Raw genomic sequence first — 19,693 nt, 5'->3', positions numbered from 1 at the left:
TGGCTCAGGAGCAACGCCCCTGGGACCTTCTAAGTGACCAGTTGATATAGCTCCAAAAACAAGTTCTACAGCTCTCTCGCTGCCGCACAAATCGCCCATCCCCCCCATGACACAGATAAACAGCACGCATACACCTGAAATCGCATCAGATTTTCAGGTCCCTATGAACAAGGCAAAGCGCAAGAAACTCACCCTCTCACAGCTCGAGTCTTTTCTGCTGAAAGCAGCGGACATCCTTCGCAAGACAGGCATGGACGCGACCGAGTACAAGGAATACCTCTTCGGCATGCTGTTCTTGAAGCGGCTGTCCGACCAGTTTGAGGAAGAACTGGAGACTGTTGAGGCGGACGCCAAACGAGCCGGGCACCCGCCAAAGGTCATCTCAGCGTTGCTCAAGAATAAGAAGGCGTTCAGCTTCTGGGTGCCTGAGCGTGCGCGCTGGGAAGTGGAACAGCCCCTCACGCTGGAGAACGGACAACAGTTCCGTGGCCTTCTGCACGTCAAGCAGCATGTGGGTGACATGGTCAACAAGGCGCTGGCTGCCATCGAGGAAGACAACGTCGAAGCACTCGGCGGCGTGCTCAAGCCCATCAACTTCATGGCGACCAAAGGCGACAAGAAGCGCCAGGTCGACGACCCCATCATCCTGGAGCTTCTGGACCACTTCTCCACAGTTCACCTGGGCAACGGATGGTTCGAGTTCCCCGACCTGCTCGGCGCTGGCTATGAGTACCTCATCAAGTACTTCGCCGACACAGCCGGCAAAAAGGGTGGCGAGTTCTACACGCCATCTCCGGTGGTCCGACTTCTGGTTCAACTGATGGAGCCTTTGGAGTTGATGGCCATCGGGGACCCGACTTGCGGTTCAGGCGGCATGCTCATCCAGGCTGGGAGCTACGTAGAAGAGTCTGGTGGAGACCCGCGTCGTGTGGCTCTCTACGGCCAAGAGGTCAATCCGACCACTTGGGCCATCTGCAAGATGAACATGATTCTTCATGGGTACAAGTCTGCAGACATCCGCAACGACGACACGCTCAAGAGCCCGAAGCATCTGGCTCCCAACGGTGAGCTGATGCACTTCGACCGTCAGATTGCCAACCCTCCGTTCTCCCTGAACTACTCCACCAAAGAGATGCAGTTCAAGGAGCGCTTCCACACCTTCATGCCAGAGACCGGCAAGAAGGCGGACATGATGTTCGTTCAGCACATCCTGGCGACTCTGACGCCTGAAGGAAAGGCTGCTGTTGTCATGCCACACGGCGTCCTATTCCGTGGCGGGAGGGAGCGGGAAGCTCGCCGAAGAATTCTTCTTTCAGGGCACCTGGAAGCAGTTGTCGGGCTCCCGCCTGGGCTGTTCTATGGCACCAGCATTCCGGCATGCGTCCTGGTTCTGAACAAGAAAGACGCCAACAAGCGCAAGTGTGTGCTCTTCATCAATGCTGACCGGGAGTTCAAGGAAGGCAAGAACCAGAACACCTTGCGGCCAGAAGACATCGAGAAGATTTCGCATGTCTACCACGAAGAGCTGGAGGTCAAGGGCTACTCGGAGTTCATCTCACTTGAGCGACTGGAAGCGGAAGACTTCAACCTCAACATCCGCCGCTATGTCGACAACTCTCCTCCGCCTGAACCTCAGGATGTCCGCGCTCATATGCACGGAGGAGTTCCTGCGGTCGAGGTGAAGGCGTTGAGTCACTGGCTCGACAACTACAAGGGGGTCGAGCGCGAACTGTTCCAACTGCGGGAAGGCGACTCGACTTACCTGGACTTCTTGCCCGCCCTGAAGGCGGACAAGAGCGAAGCAAAGCGAATTGTTGAAGCGCACACCTCTGTGCAAGGCAAGCACGCTGATTTCCACGCGGCGCTGGCCGGCTGGTGGCAAGCAAATGAGCCTGAGATGCGCAAGCTGCCCAAGCTGGGGACCTTTTTCAAGTTGAAAAAGAAGTTCGCTAGCGGCCTCGAGGAGCTTTTGGTGCCGAGGGGTGTCCTGGATAAGTTCCAGGTCCGCGGCGCTTTCGCTGAATTCACCAGTCAGCTCACAGCAGACTTCAAGTCTGTTGCAGCGTCCGGCTGGAACGCAGACCTCATCCCCGCTGACGAAATCCTGCAGTCTCAGTTCCCAGAGATTCTGAAAGACCTGAGTGACGCACAGGCGCGCATTGCGGAGCTGCAGGCCATGTTTGAGGCCGCTAAGCCCGAAGAGGGCGAAGAGGAAGAAGAAATCGACCTCGCGACCTACGAGTTTTCGGATGACCAGCCTGTGCTACCCAAGGCAGTGGCCGACGCCCTGAAGGCACGGAAGAAGGAAATCAACGCCGAGCTCAAGGGGCTTAAGAAAGGTGGCGACGCCGCACGTCAAACTGAACTGCAATCCGAACTGGCAATGGTCGAAGGCCTGATGACCAAGCACGCAGCGGCCGAGGATGAGCTCAAGCTATCCAAGGCGACAGTCAAGAGCATCGAGAAGAAGCGTGACGAGCTGGTCGACGCCGCGCGCGCCAAGATTTCGGACGCAGAAGCAGAACGACTCATCCTGAACCGCTGGATGCGTACCCTTGCAACCGCTTTCGAGGACCGACTCCAAGCCTACAGGGATGCTCTGGTACACCGAGTCGAAGCCTTATGGGCAAAGTACGCGGTTACGCTGGACGAACTCAACGCTGGGCGCAAGGCAAAAGCTGAGTTGGTCACGATGCTTCTGCGGGAGTTCGGGTATGAGTGACTTGCGAACAGCAGAAGGTCGCTCAACTGGGTGCCTTGGCGACCTTGTCGAACTTGTACGGGACAAGCACTTGCCAACTCCTTTGGATTCAGACGTTCCATGCATCAACTTGGAGCACATTCCAGAAGGTGCTGGCCGTGCTTTGTCTTGGTCCAAGGCTTCAGAAAACCTGTCTTCAAAGACCAAATTCCAAGCAGGTGACATCCTATTTGGAAAGCTTCGCCCGTACCTTCGAAAGTACGCTCAGCCGCAATTTTCTGGCGTCTGTACCTCAGAGCTGCTGGCCTTTCGAGCAAAGCCCGGCGTTGACCCGCGCTACGCATACCACGTAGTAGGGTTGCCTGAGTTCTCTGAATATTGCGTAGCAGCGTCTTTTGGAACCAAGATGCCGCGCACAGACTGGCGAACAGCCTCAGCGTTTCCAGTCCAAATTCCAGACCAGAATGAGCAGCGACGCATCGCTGATTTGCTGTCAGCGATGGATGCGCAGATTGAGGTGTGTACCGAACAGACGGCAAAGCTCAAAGTGCTTCGTTCAGGTGTTGTTTTCGAACAGCTACTGCCTCTTGCAGACACATCCCCAAGCTGCTCGCTGGGTACCTTGTGTGAGCAGGTCACTTCAGGCTCACGTGGGTGGGCTAGCTACTACTCCGAAAAAGGCGCGCTTTTCCTTCGAATTGGCAACCTGACTCGCGAACACCCCAACCTTCGTTTCGATGATGTTGTGCGAGTGCAAGTCCCCGAGGGCGGGGAGGGAGCTCGAACCCGCCTTCAAGAAGGGGACCTGCTTATCTCCATCACTGCAGACCTAGGAATCGTTGCGTCCGTTCCTCCAGGGCTTGGTGAAGCCTATGTGAATCAGCACATCGCACTTGCTCGGCTCTCGGACCAGAGAGTCCATCCAAGATGGGTCGCACATGCGTTTGCGAGTCCCTTTGGCTCAAACCAAATTGCACGACTTAACGATGGTGGAGCCAAGGCTGGCTTGAACCTACCGACAATCCGAGCGCTTCGAGTGCCGTTACCTGACTTGGGACAGCAGTTGCGTGTGGTTGAACTCATTGACTCTATCGATGCGCAACTGGAAAAGGAGCAGGCTCATCTAGCAAAGCTCAAGCTACAGAAGCAAGGCTTGCTGAGCAAGCTACTAACCCCACCCGCGCAACGTCAAACCACCATCGTCAACCATGACCAATAAGCCATATCGAGTTCTGTGTCTGGACGGTGGAGGCATCCGAGGTGTTTACACCGCGACTGTGCTTCAGCAGATGGCCGTTAGAGTGGCCAGACTGAGCGGAAAAACTCAGGAAGAACACTTGGACCTGGGGGCTAACTTCGACCTCATCGTTGGGACGAGTACAGGCTCCATCTTGGCTGTTGCGCTTGCAGCAGGGGTCGCCTTAGAGGACGTGAGTCGCCTGTACCGAGAGAAAGCTGTTTCGATTTTCCAGCGACCGATGCCGCTGCAGGATGGATGCTTCAGCACGAAGATGCGCACGTTGGGCTGGGTACTCCACAACTTGTTCTCGCCCGCAAACGAATCCGCTCCCCTCCGCACTGCGCTCCAACCGGTCCTCAAGGAAGAAACACTTGAGCAGATGTTCAGGCGCCGGAATATTGCACTCTGCGTTCCAACCATCGATGCAGAGTCACAACGAGCTTGGGTGTTTAAGACTCCACATGGGGCGCGCCTGACGCGCGACAACAACTACAAACTGGTTGATGTTTGCATGGCATCGGCAGCCGCTCCGGTGTTCTTCCCGATGCATGCGGTCAAGTCGCCGAACCCTGGTGTCTCAGCACCACACCTGTTCGTGGATGGAGGTCTATGGGGAAACAACCCAGTCCTTGTGGGCTTGGTGGAAGCACTCGAGTTTGCTGCGCCAGGGCAAAAAATTGAGATTCTTTCGGTTGGCACGTGCGCCGGAAACAAGGCAAGAACCTTGAATGTGGTCGACGCACCGCGAGGTTCTTGGCAATGGAGAGGCGGCAGTGACATCGTGACCCTGTCGCTAGAGGCCCAAGCTTCTGTGTACCCGTACCTGGCCAGCAAGATTGTTCAGGCCATGAGCGACCGCGTATCTCTGCATCGGTTGTTGGAGCCCCACGTTTCAGGTGAAGAGTCAAAACACCTGGCACTGGACGCAAACGACCAAAAGTCACTTGATGTACTTGAAATGCTCGGCCAACGAGCGACAGACCTGAACATGAGTGCACTGACCAACTCGCCTCAGTCAAGCGCTGAGCATGCGATGGTCTTGGACATGTTTTCTAACTTGAATCAGCTGAGGGAGGATAAACAATGAGCTACGACGCCAACAAGCACTTGACCGATTTCCACAACGAGCGCGTTTTCGTGGATGACGCATCACTTCAGACGGCAAGAGACCGCCGTGATGCAAACAGGAAGCGCCTCAAAAATGGTCTTACCTCCAATGAGGACCCGCAACCAGAGGAGTTCGTTCAGCAGGGCTCTTATGCGATGCGCACCATGGTGCAGTCGGAAGTAGACACCTCCGACATTGATGACGGTGCTGTCTTCTCTCGCTCCTCTCTCAAGGGCCCAAGAGAGGGTGACAAGTCTGCCAATGACGCCAAAGAGATGGTGCGCAAAGCGCTGTCGGTCAAAGACGAGTTCAACACCCCCCCGGAAGTCCGGAAGAACTGCGTTCGCGTGTACTACAACGACGGGTTTCACGTGGATATTCCCGTTTATCGGACCTTCGAGGAAGACGGAAACACCAAGAAGGAACTTGCGTCTGCAGGCGCTTGGAAAACGTCAGCCCCCGAAGACATCACAAACTGGTTCAATGACTCTGTCACAAGTAAGAGTCCCGACGAAACCAACGGTCGCCAGCTTCGACGCATCGTTCGATTGCTCAAGTACTGGTCGAAGAGTCGAAGCTCTTGGGCGATGCCCAGTGGCTTCATCATCTCTGTACTTGCCAACGAGGCATACCCGCATCAAGGGAAAGTGAACAGAGACGACCAAGCGCTGCTGGTTGTGATGCGGTCAATACGCAATCGCCTGCTGCTTCAAGAAAACGTCTATCGCCCCGTAGACCCGAAAGAAGAAATCACTACGGAGCAAACCCTTTCAAGGATTCGCAAAATGCGCGACGAGCTGAAGGGCGCTATCGACGAACTTTCAAAAATTGACCGCCATGACTGTGACGAACTGATGGCGTTGAAGGCGCTGAAGTCGGTGTTTTACACAGACTATTGGGACAAAAGAATCAAGGAGCTTGAGGACAACAGCGGCTCAGGAAGCTCCGGGAAGCTGCCAGCTGAGCCCAGGCAGGCAGTCGACAAAAGAGGAGGTGCGGGCCAATATGCCTGATACCCTTGGCCAACTAGAAGCTGTGAAACAGCTTCACACAGAACTTGTGGACTGGTGGCCATCAGCGTCTGCGATTAACCTCGAGACCCTTAAAAAGCGGTTTCCCAGCCGGCGAGGGCTCATTGCGGGGTGGCGCCTACCCGGTGCCTTGCCAAATGACCCTCGCGACCTTTTAGTGGCAGTCGACGAGAACTTTCCTTGGTCGCTTCCCCTGGTAGCAGTTCCGGACGCCATCAATGGAATCTCGTATCCCCACGTCGAGAGCGATGGCCATCTTTGCATGGTCCCGGCTGGTAGCCCATTCACGCTACCAGTTGGCCTGGCGCATGTCACTCAGCTGGTAGGCGACGCAGTGACTCTTCTTGAGGAGGGAGAGGCTCGCAAAAACGAAAACGACTTTTACAGCGAGGCCCAAAGTTACTGGAGCTTGGTTGAGCGTTCGCCCAATGAAGGGTGGCTGGCAGAGCGACCACCTTCAGGTCACTGTGTCTGGACCTCTGCAGTTGACAAAGTGAGCGGGCACTTTGTGATGGCCAGCTCCAAAGATGTACTCAATTCCTGGGCAAAGTCAGGCCAACGTCGCTACGCAGGAACGTTTGAGCCCGCCCTGGTTGTTCAGCTCGATGCGCCGCTTCACCCTGAGCGTTACCCATTGACGATGAAAGACCTCGTCAATCTTGTCGAAGACGCAGGTGCCTCTGCTGAACTTTCGATGGCAGTGTCCCGGTGGCGCGCTCGAAAGAGTCTTCCAATCGTTTTGTCGTTCGAGCATGAAAATGCTCGCGTGTACTTGGGGGCCATGCTGCTCACCCCTAAGCAAGTACGGATGCCGGGCCTCAGGCATTCTGGGATACCGGGCTTTCGACAAGGCTCAAAAGGCAAAGTACGCTCTCGGCTACAGGCGCTCTGCCTCGTTCCAACTCGATTCCCTCACTTTAAGGTGACCGAAGTTCACCGCGAATTTCTACACAACCGCACTGCAGGAGAAGCGGCGGCAGCCTTGAAATCCTCTCACGTCGTCGTCTTGGGTTGTGGTGCCATCGGCGGGCAGCTTTCGGTACACCTGGCGCAGGCTGGTGTAGGGAAGCTGACTCTGATTGATGCCGATGTACTGTCCTGGCAAAACGTGGGACGGCACGTTCTCGGAGGCCACGATGTAGGGTATGCCAAAGCTGTCGCACTTGAATCCGCAATCAAGCGCAGCTTTCCCGATGCAGAGGTAGTGGGAGTCGCCTCCAAATGGGAGGATTGGGCTCAGAAGCATCGCGCTCAGCTTGAAGGGGCTGACCTCGTGATTTCAGTGACGGGGGAGCCTGCTAGCAACCATCACCTTGACTCACTGCTCTCTACAGATGAGATGCCGCCAGTCCTGTTTGGATGGATGGAGCCGTTCGGAGCGGCTGCACATGCGGTTTTCTGCTATCCAGCCAGCGGCCGCCTATCTGACCTCACTGACGAGCGTGGTCTCCTATCTGAGCCGGTCGCAGATTTGGACACTGCGCCAGGGTTGCCTCGCGAGCCTTCCTGTGGCGCGTTCTATCAACCCTACTCATCTCTCAGTTCACTCAACAGCACATCTCTCATTGGTGAGCTCGCGCTGGACGCGCTGTTGGGCCGCGTCACCAACTCTGTACACCGTGTTTGGGTAGGCGATGTAAACGACTTTTCCCGTAACGGGCTGTCGCTAAGAGCTAGCTGGCTTTCCCGTATCAATGAGTTGGGCGACAGTCGTCGCTATCAGTTTGTCATCTGATTTGGAAGAGCTACCGTGAAGTACGCCTTCCAAGGTCAAACGTACGTTTTCAGCACCTCCTGTCTTGACGTGTTGTCGAGCAACAGGCAGCGCACCTTCCTCGCGAAAGAGATAGGCGGCCAGCTTTTTGCACGTTTCGAGGAGGGCGCGATTGTGGTCGAGGTCGCGACCGTAACGAGTGGTCGCTCGCGCCGCACAAGATTCGGGTTTTGGCCAGACCGAGAAGCTGAACGCCAGGACATCGCACGCCTCTTTAAAGACGGGCTCCACTACATTGGGGATTGGCACTCCCACCCTGAGCCGTGTCCCTCACCGTCAGGTACTGATTTGGGAAAGATGAGGGACATCTTCAATCAGTCAGAACATCAGTTGCACGCGATGTTGATGGTTATCGTAGGGCAAACAACATTCCCTAATGGTCTGTTCGTTGGAGCAGTCACGGCATCTGCAGTCGAGTCGCTACACCCTGTAGCCTAGAACGATGCAATACACCTACTACCCCTGAGCCTGTCGTCATATGTCCGAAAGAGTCCTCGTCGAACTGCCATTGCTGCAGCAACTGAAAAACCTTGACTGGTCTGTCATTGACCAGGGAGAGGGACTTCCAGGTGACCCAGCAAAGAGCCTTCGGCACTCGTTCCGAGACGTCCTGCTGAAAGACGTTTTCTTTGGCGCGGTAAAGAGCATCAACCGCGATGCGTCTGGTGCTGAATGGTTGCCGGACAGCGACCTCGAAAGCATCTACGACCTCATCGCTGGCGCAAAAGGCACCTTGGTGGAGGCCAACAAAACGGTCTACGAGTTACTGGTCAAAGGCGTTCCAGTTGACCGTGAGACGGCAAGCGGCAAAGAGTCCGTCACGGTCCGACTAATAGACTTTGACAATCCGACGGCGAACGCTTTTCACGCCATCAATCAGTTCCGCATCGATACCCCGGGGCAGGTCAAGGAGCACATTCGTCCAGACGTCGTTCTGTTCATCAACGGCATGCCCGTTGTGGTCATCGAATGCAAGGAAGCCAACCAGTTCACCAGCGTGCCGCTGCAGGAAGCCAGGACGCAGCTGATGCGCTACTCGGAGCGGCGCTCATCGGACACCAAAGGTCAAAAACTGGAGGGTGAAGAACGACTTTTCCACACCAACCTGTTCCTGCTCGCGACCACTGGAACAGAAGCAGCCTACGGCTCTATCACGACTGACCCTGACGACTTCCAGAAGTGGAAGTCCATCATGCCGGTCAAGTACGCACAGTTCACGCCACCCCTGGGCGGCGCGCCGCGCGAGCAAGAAGTACTCGTACAAGGGATGCTCCCCAAGGAAACCTTGGTCGACCTGCTGCTGAACTTTGTCCTCTTCACCACCAAGGGAGAATCCCTTATCAAGGTGGTGCCGCGCTATCAGCAGTACCGCGCAATCCTCAAGTCCTTGGAGCGTATTCGAGCTGGGTCAGGAGCCGCTCGAGGAGGCGTCATTTGGCACACGCAAGGTTCAGGGAAGTCCCTGACGATGGTGTTCTTTGTCAGGAAGCTTCGCACCAGCAAAGACCTGTTCGATTTGAAGGTCGTCATGGTGAACGACCGAACCGACCTTGAAGAGCAATTGGGCGGAACCGCGGCACTGACGGGCGAGCAAGTCGTGACCATCGCGAACCGCCCAGACCTACAAAGTAGGCTCCAAGGCAAAGACTCCGGGCTGTACCTGGTGATGGTCCATAAATTCCAGGAGCGCGCGGAACAGTTGCCTGCCTCGGTCAAGCAGGCACTGGGTATTCCGGTCGGAGTCCCGGTGCTCAAGCCGTTCCCTGAAGTGAACGACTCTGACCGAATCATCGTCTTCATCGATGAAGCGCACCGAACGCAGTACGGAGACCTGGGCAACAACTTGGCTGTGGCTTTCCCCAACGCCATCAAGATTGCATTCACTGGTACCCCGCTCATCAGCAAGCGCCACAAGCAAACGACGATGGCGCGCTTTGGGTCGCTCATCGACACCTATCGCCTGCGGGAAGCACAAGACGACGAGGCGGTGCTACCCATCGTCTACATCGGCAAGACCACGAACACAGCTCTATCCCACAAGGACGAGTTCGACGAGAAGTTCGAAGACCTCTTCGCTGACCGCACTGAAGAAGAGCTGGAAGCCATCAAGCAGAAATATGGTGGCCGGGATGACATTCTTGAGGCCGAGGGAAGGATTGCCGATGTCGCCAAGGACATCGTCAAACACTATGCGGAGAACATCCTGCCCGACGGGTTCAAAGCTCAGGTGGTCTCCAGTTCAAAGCTTGCGGCCATCCGGTACCGTGACGCCATTGGCAAGGCGTTGGCAGCCTACACCGAGCGATACGCAAAGCGACCATCAGCTGACCCAGCCATCCAGGCCCGCCTGCAGTTCTTGAAAGCCGCGGCAATCGTTTCCGAGGATGGGACGAACTCGCTTGGGGTCATCGTCGAGGCGCGCAAAGAAGCCAAGGAGCTCGATGCCATCACCAATTTCCTCAAACGCTTCGACCTAAGCAAGCCAGAGACAGGCCTTGCCTTTCTGAGTGTTTGCGACATGCTTCTGACGGGTTTTGACGCCCCTATCGAACAGGTGATGTACATCGATAAGCCCCTTCGGGAGCACACCCTGCTTCAAGCAATCGCCCGCGTGAACCGTAAAGCGCCTGGCAAAAAAGTGGGCTACATCGTTGACTACATCGGGCTGACCAAGCATCTTCGTGATGCTCTCGATATCTATGCCGGGGAAGACGTCGATGAATTCCTTTCGTGCTTCCGGTCAGTTGACGATGAGTTTGTCCGGCTGCAGGCTACCTTTGAGCGGCTGGCCGCATTCTTTCGCCAACACAAGGTGGAGCAAATCTATGACTGGGCGTCACAGAAGCTTCCAGCAGAGGACGACTACCTCGTTTTCGAGGTCTTGATGGATGTCATCGAGCAGCCCAAGGAGCGAGAGACGTTCAACGTTCTGCTCACGCTCTTCTTGCAAGCTCTCAACACCGTAATGCCGGACCCCCGTGCTATTCAGTACGAAGTCCCTGCGAAGCGTTTGGCTTGGCTCAAGGCCCAGGCACGCGAGCGATTCAAGGATGGCACCCTAGACCTTGGGTCAGCGGGTGAGAAAGTCAAGCGTCTGGTAAACGAGCACCTTGTTGGCTTGGGCATCGACCTCAAAGTGCCACCTGTCGAATTACTGCAGGCTAACTTCTCGAAGAAGGCAGAAGACGAGCGCTCTAGCCGAGCCAAGGCGTCTCACATGGAGCACGCGCTGCGCAAACACATCACGGTCCACTTAGATGAAGACCCTGGTTTCTATGGTCCGCTATCTGAAAAGCTTGAAGCCATCATCAAGAAGTACAAAGACAACTGGGAAGAGCAAGCCAAGCAACTGACCCTCCTGGTTGAAGAGACGAAAGCGAAACGACCGAGCCCCGAAGATGGTGTGTCGCCTAAGGCCGCTCCGTTCTATCGAGCACTCATGGTCAAGGTTCCCGAAGGTACGAAGCTCAGCGCAGAGGAGAAAGCCAATCTCAAGTCGCTTTGCAATGACCTGGTTGAACTCCTGGTTGATGAGCTGCAGGCGCCGGGCTTCTGGAATAACCCAGTGAAGGTCAGCGAGCTACAAGGGGAAATCACAAATCGGCTTCTATGCACCGGCGTGGATGTAGCCCTGAACAGCGCTGATTCCTGGGCCCGAGACCTGGTCGCCTTGGCCAAGGTTCGGAGCAATGAGGTCTTGTCCTGAGATGGCACACACAAGCGCGGCGGACGTAACGTATGCGGTTGAGCGTACGAACCGACGTACTGTCGGCATCTATCTGGAGCGAGATGGCAGTGTCTTGGTCAAGGCGCCCCAGGCGATTTCCAATGAGCGCATCGAGAAAGTCGTCCAGTCAAAGCGCAACTGGGTTTATCGCGCGCAGGCCCGATGGGCTGCACTAAATCCTCAGCCAGTTCCCAAAGAATTCGTTTCTGGGGAGACCGTCTATTTCCTTGGCCAACCGCATCGACTGGACTTTCGGTCCGACATGCAGCGGTCCGTGGAGCGCGTTGGCGATGTCTTCGCTCTGGACCGTGCAAAGCGGGGGCAAGCCGAGGCTCTGCTAAAGGGGTTTTACCGCCAAGAAGGTCTCAAGCGAATTCCTGAGATGGTGGCGCAACACGCCAAGTCCATGGGCGTCTCCCCGAACCAGGTTCGCATTCAGGAGTTGGGCCACCGTTGGGGGTCATGCTCCGAAAAAGGTACATTGAACTTCCATTGGAAAGCGCTTGCCGTGCCCGTGGAGGCTCTGCACTACGTGGTGGTGCACGAACTTGCGCACTTGGTTCATCGGGACCACTCTTCGAAGTTCTGGTGGCTCGTCGAGCAAGAGCTTCCTGGGTGGCAGCGGCATGAGCAGTGGTTGGCCGAACACGGCGCTCAGATGACGCTCTGAGGTTTGCGCAGGATATTGAGGACCCCGCCGGTGTCTTGCGCCGGTGGGGTAAATAGCAAGTCACAAGAACGGTAGGGAATGAAAATGGTCCGCGAACGCGTGTTGGATTTGCTTCTGCGGGTGGCAGAACGCAAACCCCGAGACTTCACTGGCCTGGGTGTCGTGTTCTACACGTCGCTGGCGCACTTGCCGCATCTGGCACTTGGCCAGTCGCTTCCAACAGGTCTGGGGTTGCCGGTTGCAGGGGCAGAAAGCGTGGCGATAACCCTTGCGAAGGTCTCTGGCAGGGCGTCTGCCTGGCACGATGGGTTCCACTTCGTTGACGCGCACAGCCTGGCGCTAACGCATCTGTGTCAGTTCCTGTCGCCAGGGATACCTCACGAGTTCTCTCAATCGGAAGGGGCCTCGCCGATGGGCGCCCGGCACATGACTGCCCAACTCGTTTCAAGGCTTCAAGGAATTGAATGTGTTGGCCTCTTGACCAACCAAGATGTGCTGACGCTTTTCGAACGTGGTGCCCAAGTACATACCGTCAAAGTCAAATGAACCTTCTCAGCCTGACATACCCCGAGCTCGAACGTTTGCTGAAATTCTTCGCAGGCGTAACTGTTGTCCTTGCTGCATTGATAGGTCTATTGCGCTGGGCGGCGTTTGGGGCCTCCGAGTGGGCGGCCGTTTGGCAAGGGGTCACCACCGCGTTGTCAATTTCTGCGTTGGCCTTCGGTTTCTTCTCCCGCATGACCTGGACGTCCCCCAAGCTCGCGAAGTGGCTTGGCCGACCGATTGTTCATGGGTTGTGGTTTGGGAATCTTGACTCAAACTACGACGATAAGAAAGGTGCTCCACCGCCTCAAATTGAGATAGCGTTTGTTATTCGACAGACCTACTTGACTCTCTCAATTGAGTCATTCACGAAAAACCAGGATGGGGAGTCCAAGGTCGAAGCCCTGCTACAGAACTCGAAAACTGAAGCCACGCGAATCGGCTACATCTATGAGCTGAGTAAGCTCTATCAAGGGAAGAGTTCCAAAACTTCAGGGGCCGGCGAGTTGAAGCTACACGAAGCCGGAAAGCGGCTAAAGGGTCACTACTGGACCAACTCGCCTACGCAAGGATTGATTGAGCTTGACTTTGTGACGCGTGACATCGACGGTGTGGATAACTTTGAGGTGGCGGCGAAAATTTGGGGTCTTGCACAGCGACCTGATGCGCCGACTAGGAGCGGTGGCGCTTCATAAAGAGAGTACGGCGTCCACAGCGTCTCCAACGAGGTCGGCTGCCAGGTATTGCCAGAAGCCCGCACCACTCCCCTAGTTCCGTTAAGTAGAAATTAGCTGGTAGGTGACGCTAGCTGGGCTTGCCGGACTCCAGTTCCCAGCAGTACCAAGCTGGTCTCCGTTCAGCGGATTCCCTCAAATGGGGGATGGCTGTACTGCACGGTTCGGAGGAGTATCTCCATCCACCTTGAACAGAGCTCTCTGCGGAGGCAATATGCAAAAGTCAGTTCTCATGACCTTGGTCATGGGGTGCTTTAGTACCGGCCTACATGCGCAACTATCGTGGGAAGTGGTGAACCGCTTCCCACTTTTTTCTGAACGAGCCTTCGAGTCGTTACTGTCTGAGATGAAAGGCGCCGGGGCAGGCATAGAAACGAGACTGACCCAAGTGAACTACCGCGATAACGTGCGGCACCTAGAGGATTCAGCTTGGGACGTAAAGACCCAGAGGTACGATGTATCTAGGGTCCTGAGTCGAACGGCCAAAATAATTGGTCGAACCGAATGGGGCTCTGCTGATTGCCGATGGACGCTGACGCCAGTCAGCGGCGTTACCTCTATCTCCGAGATGGGTACGTGCTCCAAGAGCCCGCGTTTTGAGGTTGAAATTGGAAAGAGATATGAGCTTGAAGCAGTGCGCTCCTCTGACGCAAAGGTCGTCCGAACGACGGTAGAACCAAAGAGCCGGCTAATCGTGTCCCTAGGGGACTCGTTTTCCTCTGGCGAGGGAAACCCCGACTATCCTGCCCAGCTAAACACTAAGCTGAAATATCAACCCCCTCATGACTGGGCAGTTGACCCTGGCTATCCCGCACATGTAGTTCTAAAGAAGTCCGCGCAATGGTTGGACCCAACCTGCCACAGGTCGGTACTGTCTTGGCCATCTTTGTATGCCATGCGGCAAGCATTGACGATGCCCGACACCGTAGTCCAGTTCATGTCATTTGCTTGCTCTGGCGCAGAAGTACTTGACGGTTTTCTGCTTCCCCAGCAAAACCCACCCGGCAACCTTGGTGTAACGGCCAAAAGTAAGACTACCTACGTGCGAGCATCGCAGCAGCACGCTTTGGCGAGCGCCCTCTGTGAGGGGCAATCCATGAAGACAGAAAAGCGCGAGCTACAACAGGGGCTTGGCTTGTTTCTTGAGAATTACCGCAGTAGCAAGAGCACGTTCAGTATTCGTTCCTGTTCGAATCCTGTGCTGCCTGCCGAGGTACTAGTTCAGTTTGGGGGAAATGACGCCAGGTTCGCTGGTGTTGTGAAGCATGTTTTTCACCCGCCGCTGTTGACGTATCGGGGTGTTCCAGTAGCTGCTCAGCTTGTAGCAACTATCGTCAACCACGGACTTTTTAAGGTTCTCTCCCCCGTGAGCCCTCAAGAAGCCAGCCCTTACATAGACAAATTGCCTGAGGTGTATGCCTTGCTAGACGAAGGCCTCACTCGTCTCGGGCTTGAGTCGAGCAAAGCATCCATTCGGATGTTGCAATACCCGGACCCGGTATCTAGGGCGCATGAGGTAGAGAGCCATGAAGCGGAGCTTAGCTCCTGTAACGGGAGGACCCGAGATGCGAATCGGCCTGTACAAAGTCTGATTGCCGCACAGTTGCCGTTCACTCATGCAGGAGCGCTCTACGGAGCAATCCCTCAGCGACTACTGGAAGTCCAGAGCTCGTATGTGCCCAAACTTCAGTCGGCGCAGGTTGCAGCAGCGACGAAGCACCTATGGGTTCTGTCCGACTCCACTGGAGTGTTTAGGTCTCGCGGCATATGTGCTGGCAGTGCCGAGTGCGACCGATTAGGTGAGCAATGTCCTATAGCGGACCGAGTTCGCTGGGCCTACTGGCCCGCAAGCAGTGAGTACGTCTTCAGCAAGAGGTCACCCCCGTGGGGGAACATCTCCGACTTCAAACCGTATGACATCGAGCAGCGGAGAGGGATGCGATATGCCAACGATGCGCTTCTCACAAGCGCTCGATACGACTCGAAGGCACGTCGAGTGCGGTTAGATTGGTTGGCTGGCATCGCGCATCCCACTGCGTTGATGCACGCTCGGATTGCAGAGTCTCTTGAGGCCCCGCTCCCCACGTCTTCAAGATGAGGTGGAGCCGGTGGCCGCGCACCGCTTCAATCGACCGTAGCAGCTCCAGCAACTGAAAACTGAGGTACACGCGGGGTAAAGCCTCCTGTACCGCAGCTAGTCCTGCACAGTCCCGTTCGAACATGTACGCGAGGACTGCATGCAAGAAGAGAAGGCGAAGCCAAAGTTCACCAGCCGGCCAGAACCTGGCCGGCTGTTCGACCCGACTGACCGGTGGGTCTTAATCTGCGTTGTGGTGGAGTACACGGGCTACACGGACGACGCCGTGAGAGCAAAAATCCGCACGGGTGCTTGGCCGCATCGCACGTTCTGGCGCAAAGCCCCAGACGACCGGATTGTTTTCAACCTGACCAGGATTCAGGAATGGATGAGCAGCAACGTCAGCTGATTGAAGCGCACGGGGACGTGCAAAAACGGTCTTGGCTCGCTCGCAGGTTCGCATCTGAGCAGAGTGCGCTGACGACTATTGCGGCGGTCAGTCTCGTGCTGGGCGTAGTTGGTTTCACGCTGGTGATGTGTGGCGTCCATCTCTCACACGTTTAGCGATGGATTTGTCACTTGGTCAGCTGAGCCCGGCGCAGTTGAGCCTGCTTCGGGAGCGGTTGCAGGGTCTCGAAGTCGACGTGGTAGTGGCCGCGGTGTTCGGTTCTGCTGCTCGAGGCGAGCTCCACCCCAAAAGTGACATCGATTTGTTGGTCATCGCACCTGGGTTGTCGACGCTCAGGGCGCAGGCGCACTACAAGCCGACGGGCCGCACGATTGGTAGGCCCATCAACCTCGTGGTGTTCTCTCCGGAGGGTTGGCGCGACGCGTGCAGAACCGGCAATCCTTTTCCGCAGAACATCCTCGCGAGACTTCTGATTCCACTCTTAGGTGAGCTCCGCGAGCTTGGAAAACAAGTTCTCTGAAGGCATAGCGATGCATCTGCTTCCACCGAACCCTGGTCCCTTCGGCTCGCTCGAACAGTGGGGTGCATGGCGAGATGAACTGCTTGCGCTCGGCAAGGACACGCCAGGTGTTGATGTTGAGCTCGCGGTCGCTGAGCTTGCAATCAAAGACCTGCGAGAACTCGACACCTTGGTCAGCTCTGGGCTATGGGGTGTCGTTCGTCGAACTGAGGAAGGCGAGGAGCGAATCCCTCGCGCAGAAGTGCTTGGGTACAAAGCTGCTCGACGCAAGCGTCAGACACAGGGGCTGGCAGAGATGGTCGGCGCAAGCAAGGAGCTCGGCCTCTACGACAAAGAGCAGGCAAACCTCACAGCTGAAATGTTGCAAACGCTGCAGGGCATATTTGACCCAGCAAACGCACACCTGTTCTCAGCAGAAGCAGCGCAACAGGCGTTCGCCCAAGTACCCATCAAGAAGCGCTGACTGAGGGCCGTACTTCCACTTGCCGTTCTTCCCGACTTTGCTGGCAAACTGTTCCTCTCAATCTTTTAGGGCATAGCTCGTGTGCTACTCGGCAAGGGTCTGGTCGGACTACAGACGGTACGTTCGCGAGTACGGCGCGGACCTGTCGATAAGCGATTTTCACGACCTACTCTGGTCCAGGACTCAGGGCGCAAAGGTGTCTATTCCGCCGGCGCTGGATGCAGCAGTCGCAGCTGACCAAAGTCCAGACGGTAGAAGGCTGTGGGCGCTTGTCGAGCAGTACCACGCCCAGTTGCAGGTCACCCTCAAAGAGGACCTCGTCAAGCAGCAAGAACGACTTGCAACCGCGGAGCACTCGCTTGAACGCAAAGTCACCAAGACGGCGTCTGAGAGTCGGCGCATCGCGCAATCAAAGATTACTGCAATCAGCGAACGACTGGAAGGACTGAGCAACCTCTCGCTCCAAGCGGGAGACACGCGAATTTTCCCGGGGAGTTACGCGCCGGTGATGGTCGGTAGAGAGGGTCATCGCAAGGTGCTTCCGATGCGGTATCAATGCCGACCGGCTGGCAAGCCCGCGTCGTACGACACGCAGTTCCCTGGCACATACAACGCCAGGCTGGACAACCTACAAGGGTTCTGGCGTGGCCAGTTCGGCTACACCCACGGCGTTGTGGTGACGAGTGCGTTTTTCGAGAACGTGCCACTGCACATGGCGGAGGGCCGTGCGCTCGCACCAGGGGAGACGCCAAAGACCGTTGTGGTCGAGTTCAAAGCAGACCCGCCCCAAGAGTTGCTCCTGGCGTGTCTGTGGTCGCGGTGGAGTGCTGACGGGGAGAACGACCTGGTGTCATTCGCGCTCATCACGGATGAGCCACCGCCAGAGGTTGCGGCGGCTGGGCATGACCGGTGTGTTGTGCCCCTGCGGCCAGAGAATTTGGACGCTTGGCTCAACCCGGACCCGAGGGGTGTCCAGGGGCTGTACGCCATACTGCGCGACCGCCAGCCGATGCGATTTGGGCATCAGTTGGCGGCATAGCGCTTCCAAACGGTTTGCAAAAAGTACTTTCAAAAGGTCCTCTATGCAAACGCCTTGAACCATGAGCATCGACGAGTTTGCCCCGTTCCATCGCCGAGCTCACGTGCTACAGCCTTACTTCTTTGACTTTGCCTTTTCAGCAAGGGCCTTTGCGTTGGCCCGGACTCGAGCCTGAATGCGCTTCTTGTCGTCCGCTTCGTTTTTGGCTCTGATTGCAGCGTTCTTCACTGCGAGCTTGACATCTGTAGGAATCGCTGAAAAGGGCTCCCAGCCTTCCTTGCCATTTGAAAGCAGGTCGATGATTCGCTTCTCTTTGCGCAACAGCCGCTTCAGGCGGTCAGCGACGGGGTAGTAGCTCGCGTATTCGTTTGCATCTCTGTAGAGCTCTCCGTAACGAATAACGTACGCGACAGCGGCCCCGTGTGCGGTCTTGCCTGCTTTCTCAACTGAATCGATGGCGTGTCGCAACACGCTGAAATAGTGGTCTCGACGCTCGACGAGTTGTGCCAGCTCCGGGCTGATGGCCGGGGCCTTTGCCGCCTTGCGCACAGGTGCCTTGGTGGCCACGGCTTTGACTTGCTTCGGTTGGGCTGCTTTTTTCACTGCTGTCATTGATTCCTCCCTTGGTGAATGACAGCTCTTCTATTCGGCGCGTAAGCGGGCAAGTTGAGCGAGGTGCCTGTCAATGTTGACAGGGCGCCAGCCGGCCTCTACGCGTCGCGCCGGGAACCAGGCTCGCCATGTGTGCACAGCCGCCGCCATTGCTAGCAGCGGGCTTGGTCTTGAGGGGCCGCGTATCGGCGTTTCCTTGGTGCCCATCTTGTAGCTTGCCTACGAAACGCTATCCGCTGCGAGCGCCTCGATTCTGGAAACGGTTGCCGCGAGCTCTTCGCACATCGGAGCCTCAGCATCAGTGAACACCTTCGACAAGGACTGGTAGTACCAGAGCGTGCCGTCACGTTTCGCTGTGAAGCGCTCGAACACGCCTGGCCCGATTGCTACTAGGTCGTCCAGAATCGCGCGAGCGTTGCTGAGCTTGTCGCAGCCACTGACCATCCAAACGTCCTCTCCCGCAGAAGCGAGGTGTTCGAGATAGGCCTTTTTTCGGTCAGCCCAAGGAGCCTTCTCCCCCGCGGCGTCAGGGGTCCCGTCCGTACAGCCCTCAACGATAGAAAGCACCCTCAGTCCGAACTCGGTCTCAATTTCCTTCGCGAACTGTGGCCCGCCATCCTCCAGCACGTCGTGCAGAAGCGCCGCGATTTGCTGGTCTTCATCGCCGCCGTACTGAGCCACCAAGCCCGCAACCGCGACGGGATGAGTGATGTACGGAATAGGGGTGCCTTTGCGGACTTGCCCTTCGTGAGCGCGAGCGGCCAGAGCCAGTGCACGAGTGAACCGTGGTGTCATGATGTGCCCTCCCGAAAGTAGCTTGTACTAACGCACTTTAAGGCCTGACTGCAGCTAGGTCGGACTCATGCTCTGGACGCTGGCGTCACGTACCAGGTCTGCGCGAAGTCCGCATAGCTTCCTCCGCGGTCCTCGCGCTCGTAGCCAGAGAGAGTCAGCCACGTACCCTGGGTGCCGAGGAGAACGACGTCGTAGAGCCGATACAACCTGGCGCACTCGGGTTGACTGAGTAGCTCGGCCACACGTGCCG

16 protein-coding genes are annotated in these 19,693 nt (G+C 56.5%); 14 read left to right on the top strand and 2 right to left on the bottom strand.

The window, feature by feature from the left end:
* Positions 1–106 precede the first annotated feature (106 nt).
* The 14 genes from RMP09_RS01385 (at position 107) to RMP09_RS01325 (ending at position 18,036) form a co-directional block, all read left to right on the top strand.
* Positions 107–2,722 (top strand): type I restriction-modification system subunit M, encoded by a 2,616-nt coding sequence (locus RMP09_RS01385; RefSeq protein ID WP_310564219.1) that lies wholly within the window; start codon positions 107–109, stop codon positions 2,720–2,722.
* Complete coding sequence (locus tag RMP09_RS01380) at positions 2,715–3,920, top strand: restriction endonuclease subunit S (protein ID WP_310564218.1); 1,206 nt, start codon at positions 2,715–2,717, stop codon at positions 3,918–3,920. The genes RMP09_RS01385 and RMP09_RS01380 overlap by 8 nt, the downstream gene beginning before the upstream one ends.
* Entirely contained in the window at positions 3,910–5,028 is a 1,119-nt protein-coding gene (locus RMP09_RS01375) for a CBASS cGAMP-activated phospholipase (protein ID WP_310564217.1), read from the top strand. Before RMP09_RS01380 ends, RMP09_RS01375 begins: the two co-directional genes overlap by 11 nt.
* On the top strand, positions 5,025–6,062 hold the full coding sequence (locus RMP09_RS01370; RefSeq protein WP_310564216.1) for a nucleotidyltransferase: 1,038 nt from the start codon (positions 5,025–5,027) through the stop codon (positions 6,060–6,062). The genes RMP09_RS01375 and RMP09_RS01370 overlap by 4 nt, the downstream gene beginning before the upstream one ends.
* A complete protein-coding gene (locus RMP09_RS01365; protein WP_310564215.1) occupies positions 6,055–7,815 on the top strand; it encodes a ThiF family adenylyltransferase in 1,761 nt (586 codons plus the stop codon). The genes RMP09_RS01370 and RMP09_RS01365 overlap by 8 nt, the downstream gene beginning before the upstream one ends.
* A 15-nt stretch (positions 7,816–7,830) precedes the next feature.
* A complete protein-coding gene (locus RMP09_RS24020; protein WP_409559666.1) occupies positions 7,831–8,292 on the top strand; it encodes a Mov34/MPN/PAD-1 family protein in 462 nt (153 codons plus the stop codon).
* A 40-nt stretch (positions 8,293–8,332) separates the two neighbouring features.
* Entirely contained in the window at positions 8,333–11,560 is a 3,228-nt protein-coding gene (locus tag RMP09_RS01360; protein ID WP_310564214.1) for a type I restriction endonuclease subunit R, read from the top strand.
* The gene (locus RMP09_RS01355; protein ID WP_310564213.1) at positions 11,544–12,251 is read left to right on the top strand and encodes a SprT family zinc-dependent metalloprotease; all 708 of its coding nucleotides are present in this window, start codon (positions 11,544–11,546) and stop codon (positions 12,249–12,251) included. The genes RMP09_RS01360 and RMP09_RS01355 overlap by 17 nt, the downstream gene beginning before the upstream one ends.
* A gap of 78 nt (positions 12,252–12,329) precedes the next feature.
* The gene (locus RMP09_RS01350) at positions 12,330–12,797 is read left to right on the top strand and encodes a hypothetical protein (protein WP_310564212.1); all 468 of its coding nucleotides are present in this window, start codon (positions 12,330–12,332) and stop codon (positions 12,795–12,797) included.
* On the top strand, positions 12,794–13,489 hold the full coding sequence (locus RMP09_RS01345) for a hypothetical protein (protein WP_310564211.1): 696 nt from the start codon (positions 12,794–12,796) through the stop codon (positions 13,487–13,489). Before RMP09_RS01350 ends, RMP09_RS01345 begins: the two co-directional genes overlap by 4 nt.
* Before the next feature lie 2,276 nt (positions 13,490–15,765).
* Entirely contained in the window at positions 15,766–16,014 is a 249-nt protein-coding gene (locus RMP09_RS01340; RefSeq protein ID WP_310564210.1) for a hypothetical protein, read from the top strand.
* Between the two features lie 157 nt (positions 16,015–16,171).
* Positions 16,172–16,534 carry a nucleotidyltransferase domain-containing protein gene (locus RMP09_RS01335; protein ID WP_310564209.1) on the top strand — a complete coding sequence of 121 codons (363 nt, stop codon included), beginning with the start codon at positions 16,172–16,174 and terminating at the stop codon, positions 16,532–16,534.
* Complete coding sequence (locus RMP09_RS01330; protein WP_310564208.1) at positions 16,515–16,997, top strand: hypothetical protein; 483 nt, start codon at positions 16,515–16,517, stop codon at positions 16,995–16,997. Before RMP09_RS01335 ends, RMP09_RS01330 begins: the two co-directional genes overlap by 20 nt.
* A 79-nt stretch (positions 16,998–17,076) precedes the next feature.
* Positions 17,077–18,036, top strand: a complete 960-nt coding sequence (locus RMP09_RS01325; RefSeq protein ID WP_310564207.1) for an SOS response-associated peptidase family protein — start codon at positions 17,077–17,079, stop codon at positions 18,034–18,036.
* A gap of 114 nt (positions 18,037–18,150) precedes the next feature.
* On the opposite strand, the gene RMP09_RS01320 is transcribed toward RMP09_RS01325, so the two are convergent.
* Complete coding sequence (locus RMP09_RS01320) at positions 18,151–18,648, bottom strand: hypothetical protein (RefSeq protein WP_310564206.1); 498 nt, start codon at positions 18,646–18,648, stop codon at positions 18,151–18,153.
* Positions 18,649–18,867: 219 nt separating this feature from the next.
* Positions 18,868–19,443: an HD domain-containing protein gene (locus tag RMP09_RS01315; RefSeq protein WP_310564205.1), complete on the bottom strand. Its 576-nt coding sequence runs from the start codon at positions 19,441–19,443 to the stop codon at positions 18,868–18,870.
* Positions 19,444–19,693 lie beyond the last annotated feature (250 nt).

Source organism: Hydrogenophaga sp. (assembly GCF_031426985.1).
GTDB lineage: Bacteria > Pseudomonadota > Gammaproteobacteria > Burkholderiales > Burkholderiaceae_C > Hydrogenophaga.
The sequence above is the reverse complement of the archived record's forward strand: the minus strand, read 5'-3'. Positions and strand labels throughout refer to the sequence as shown.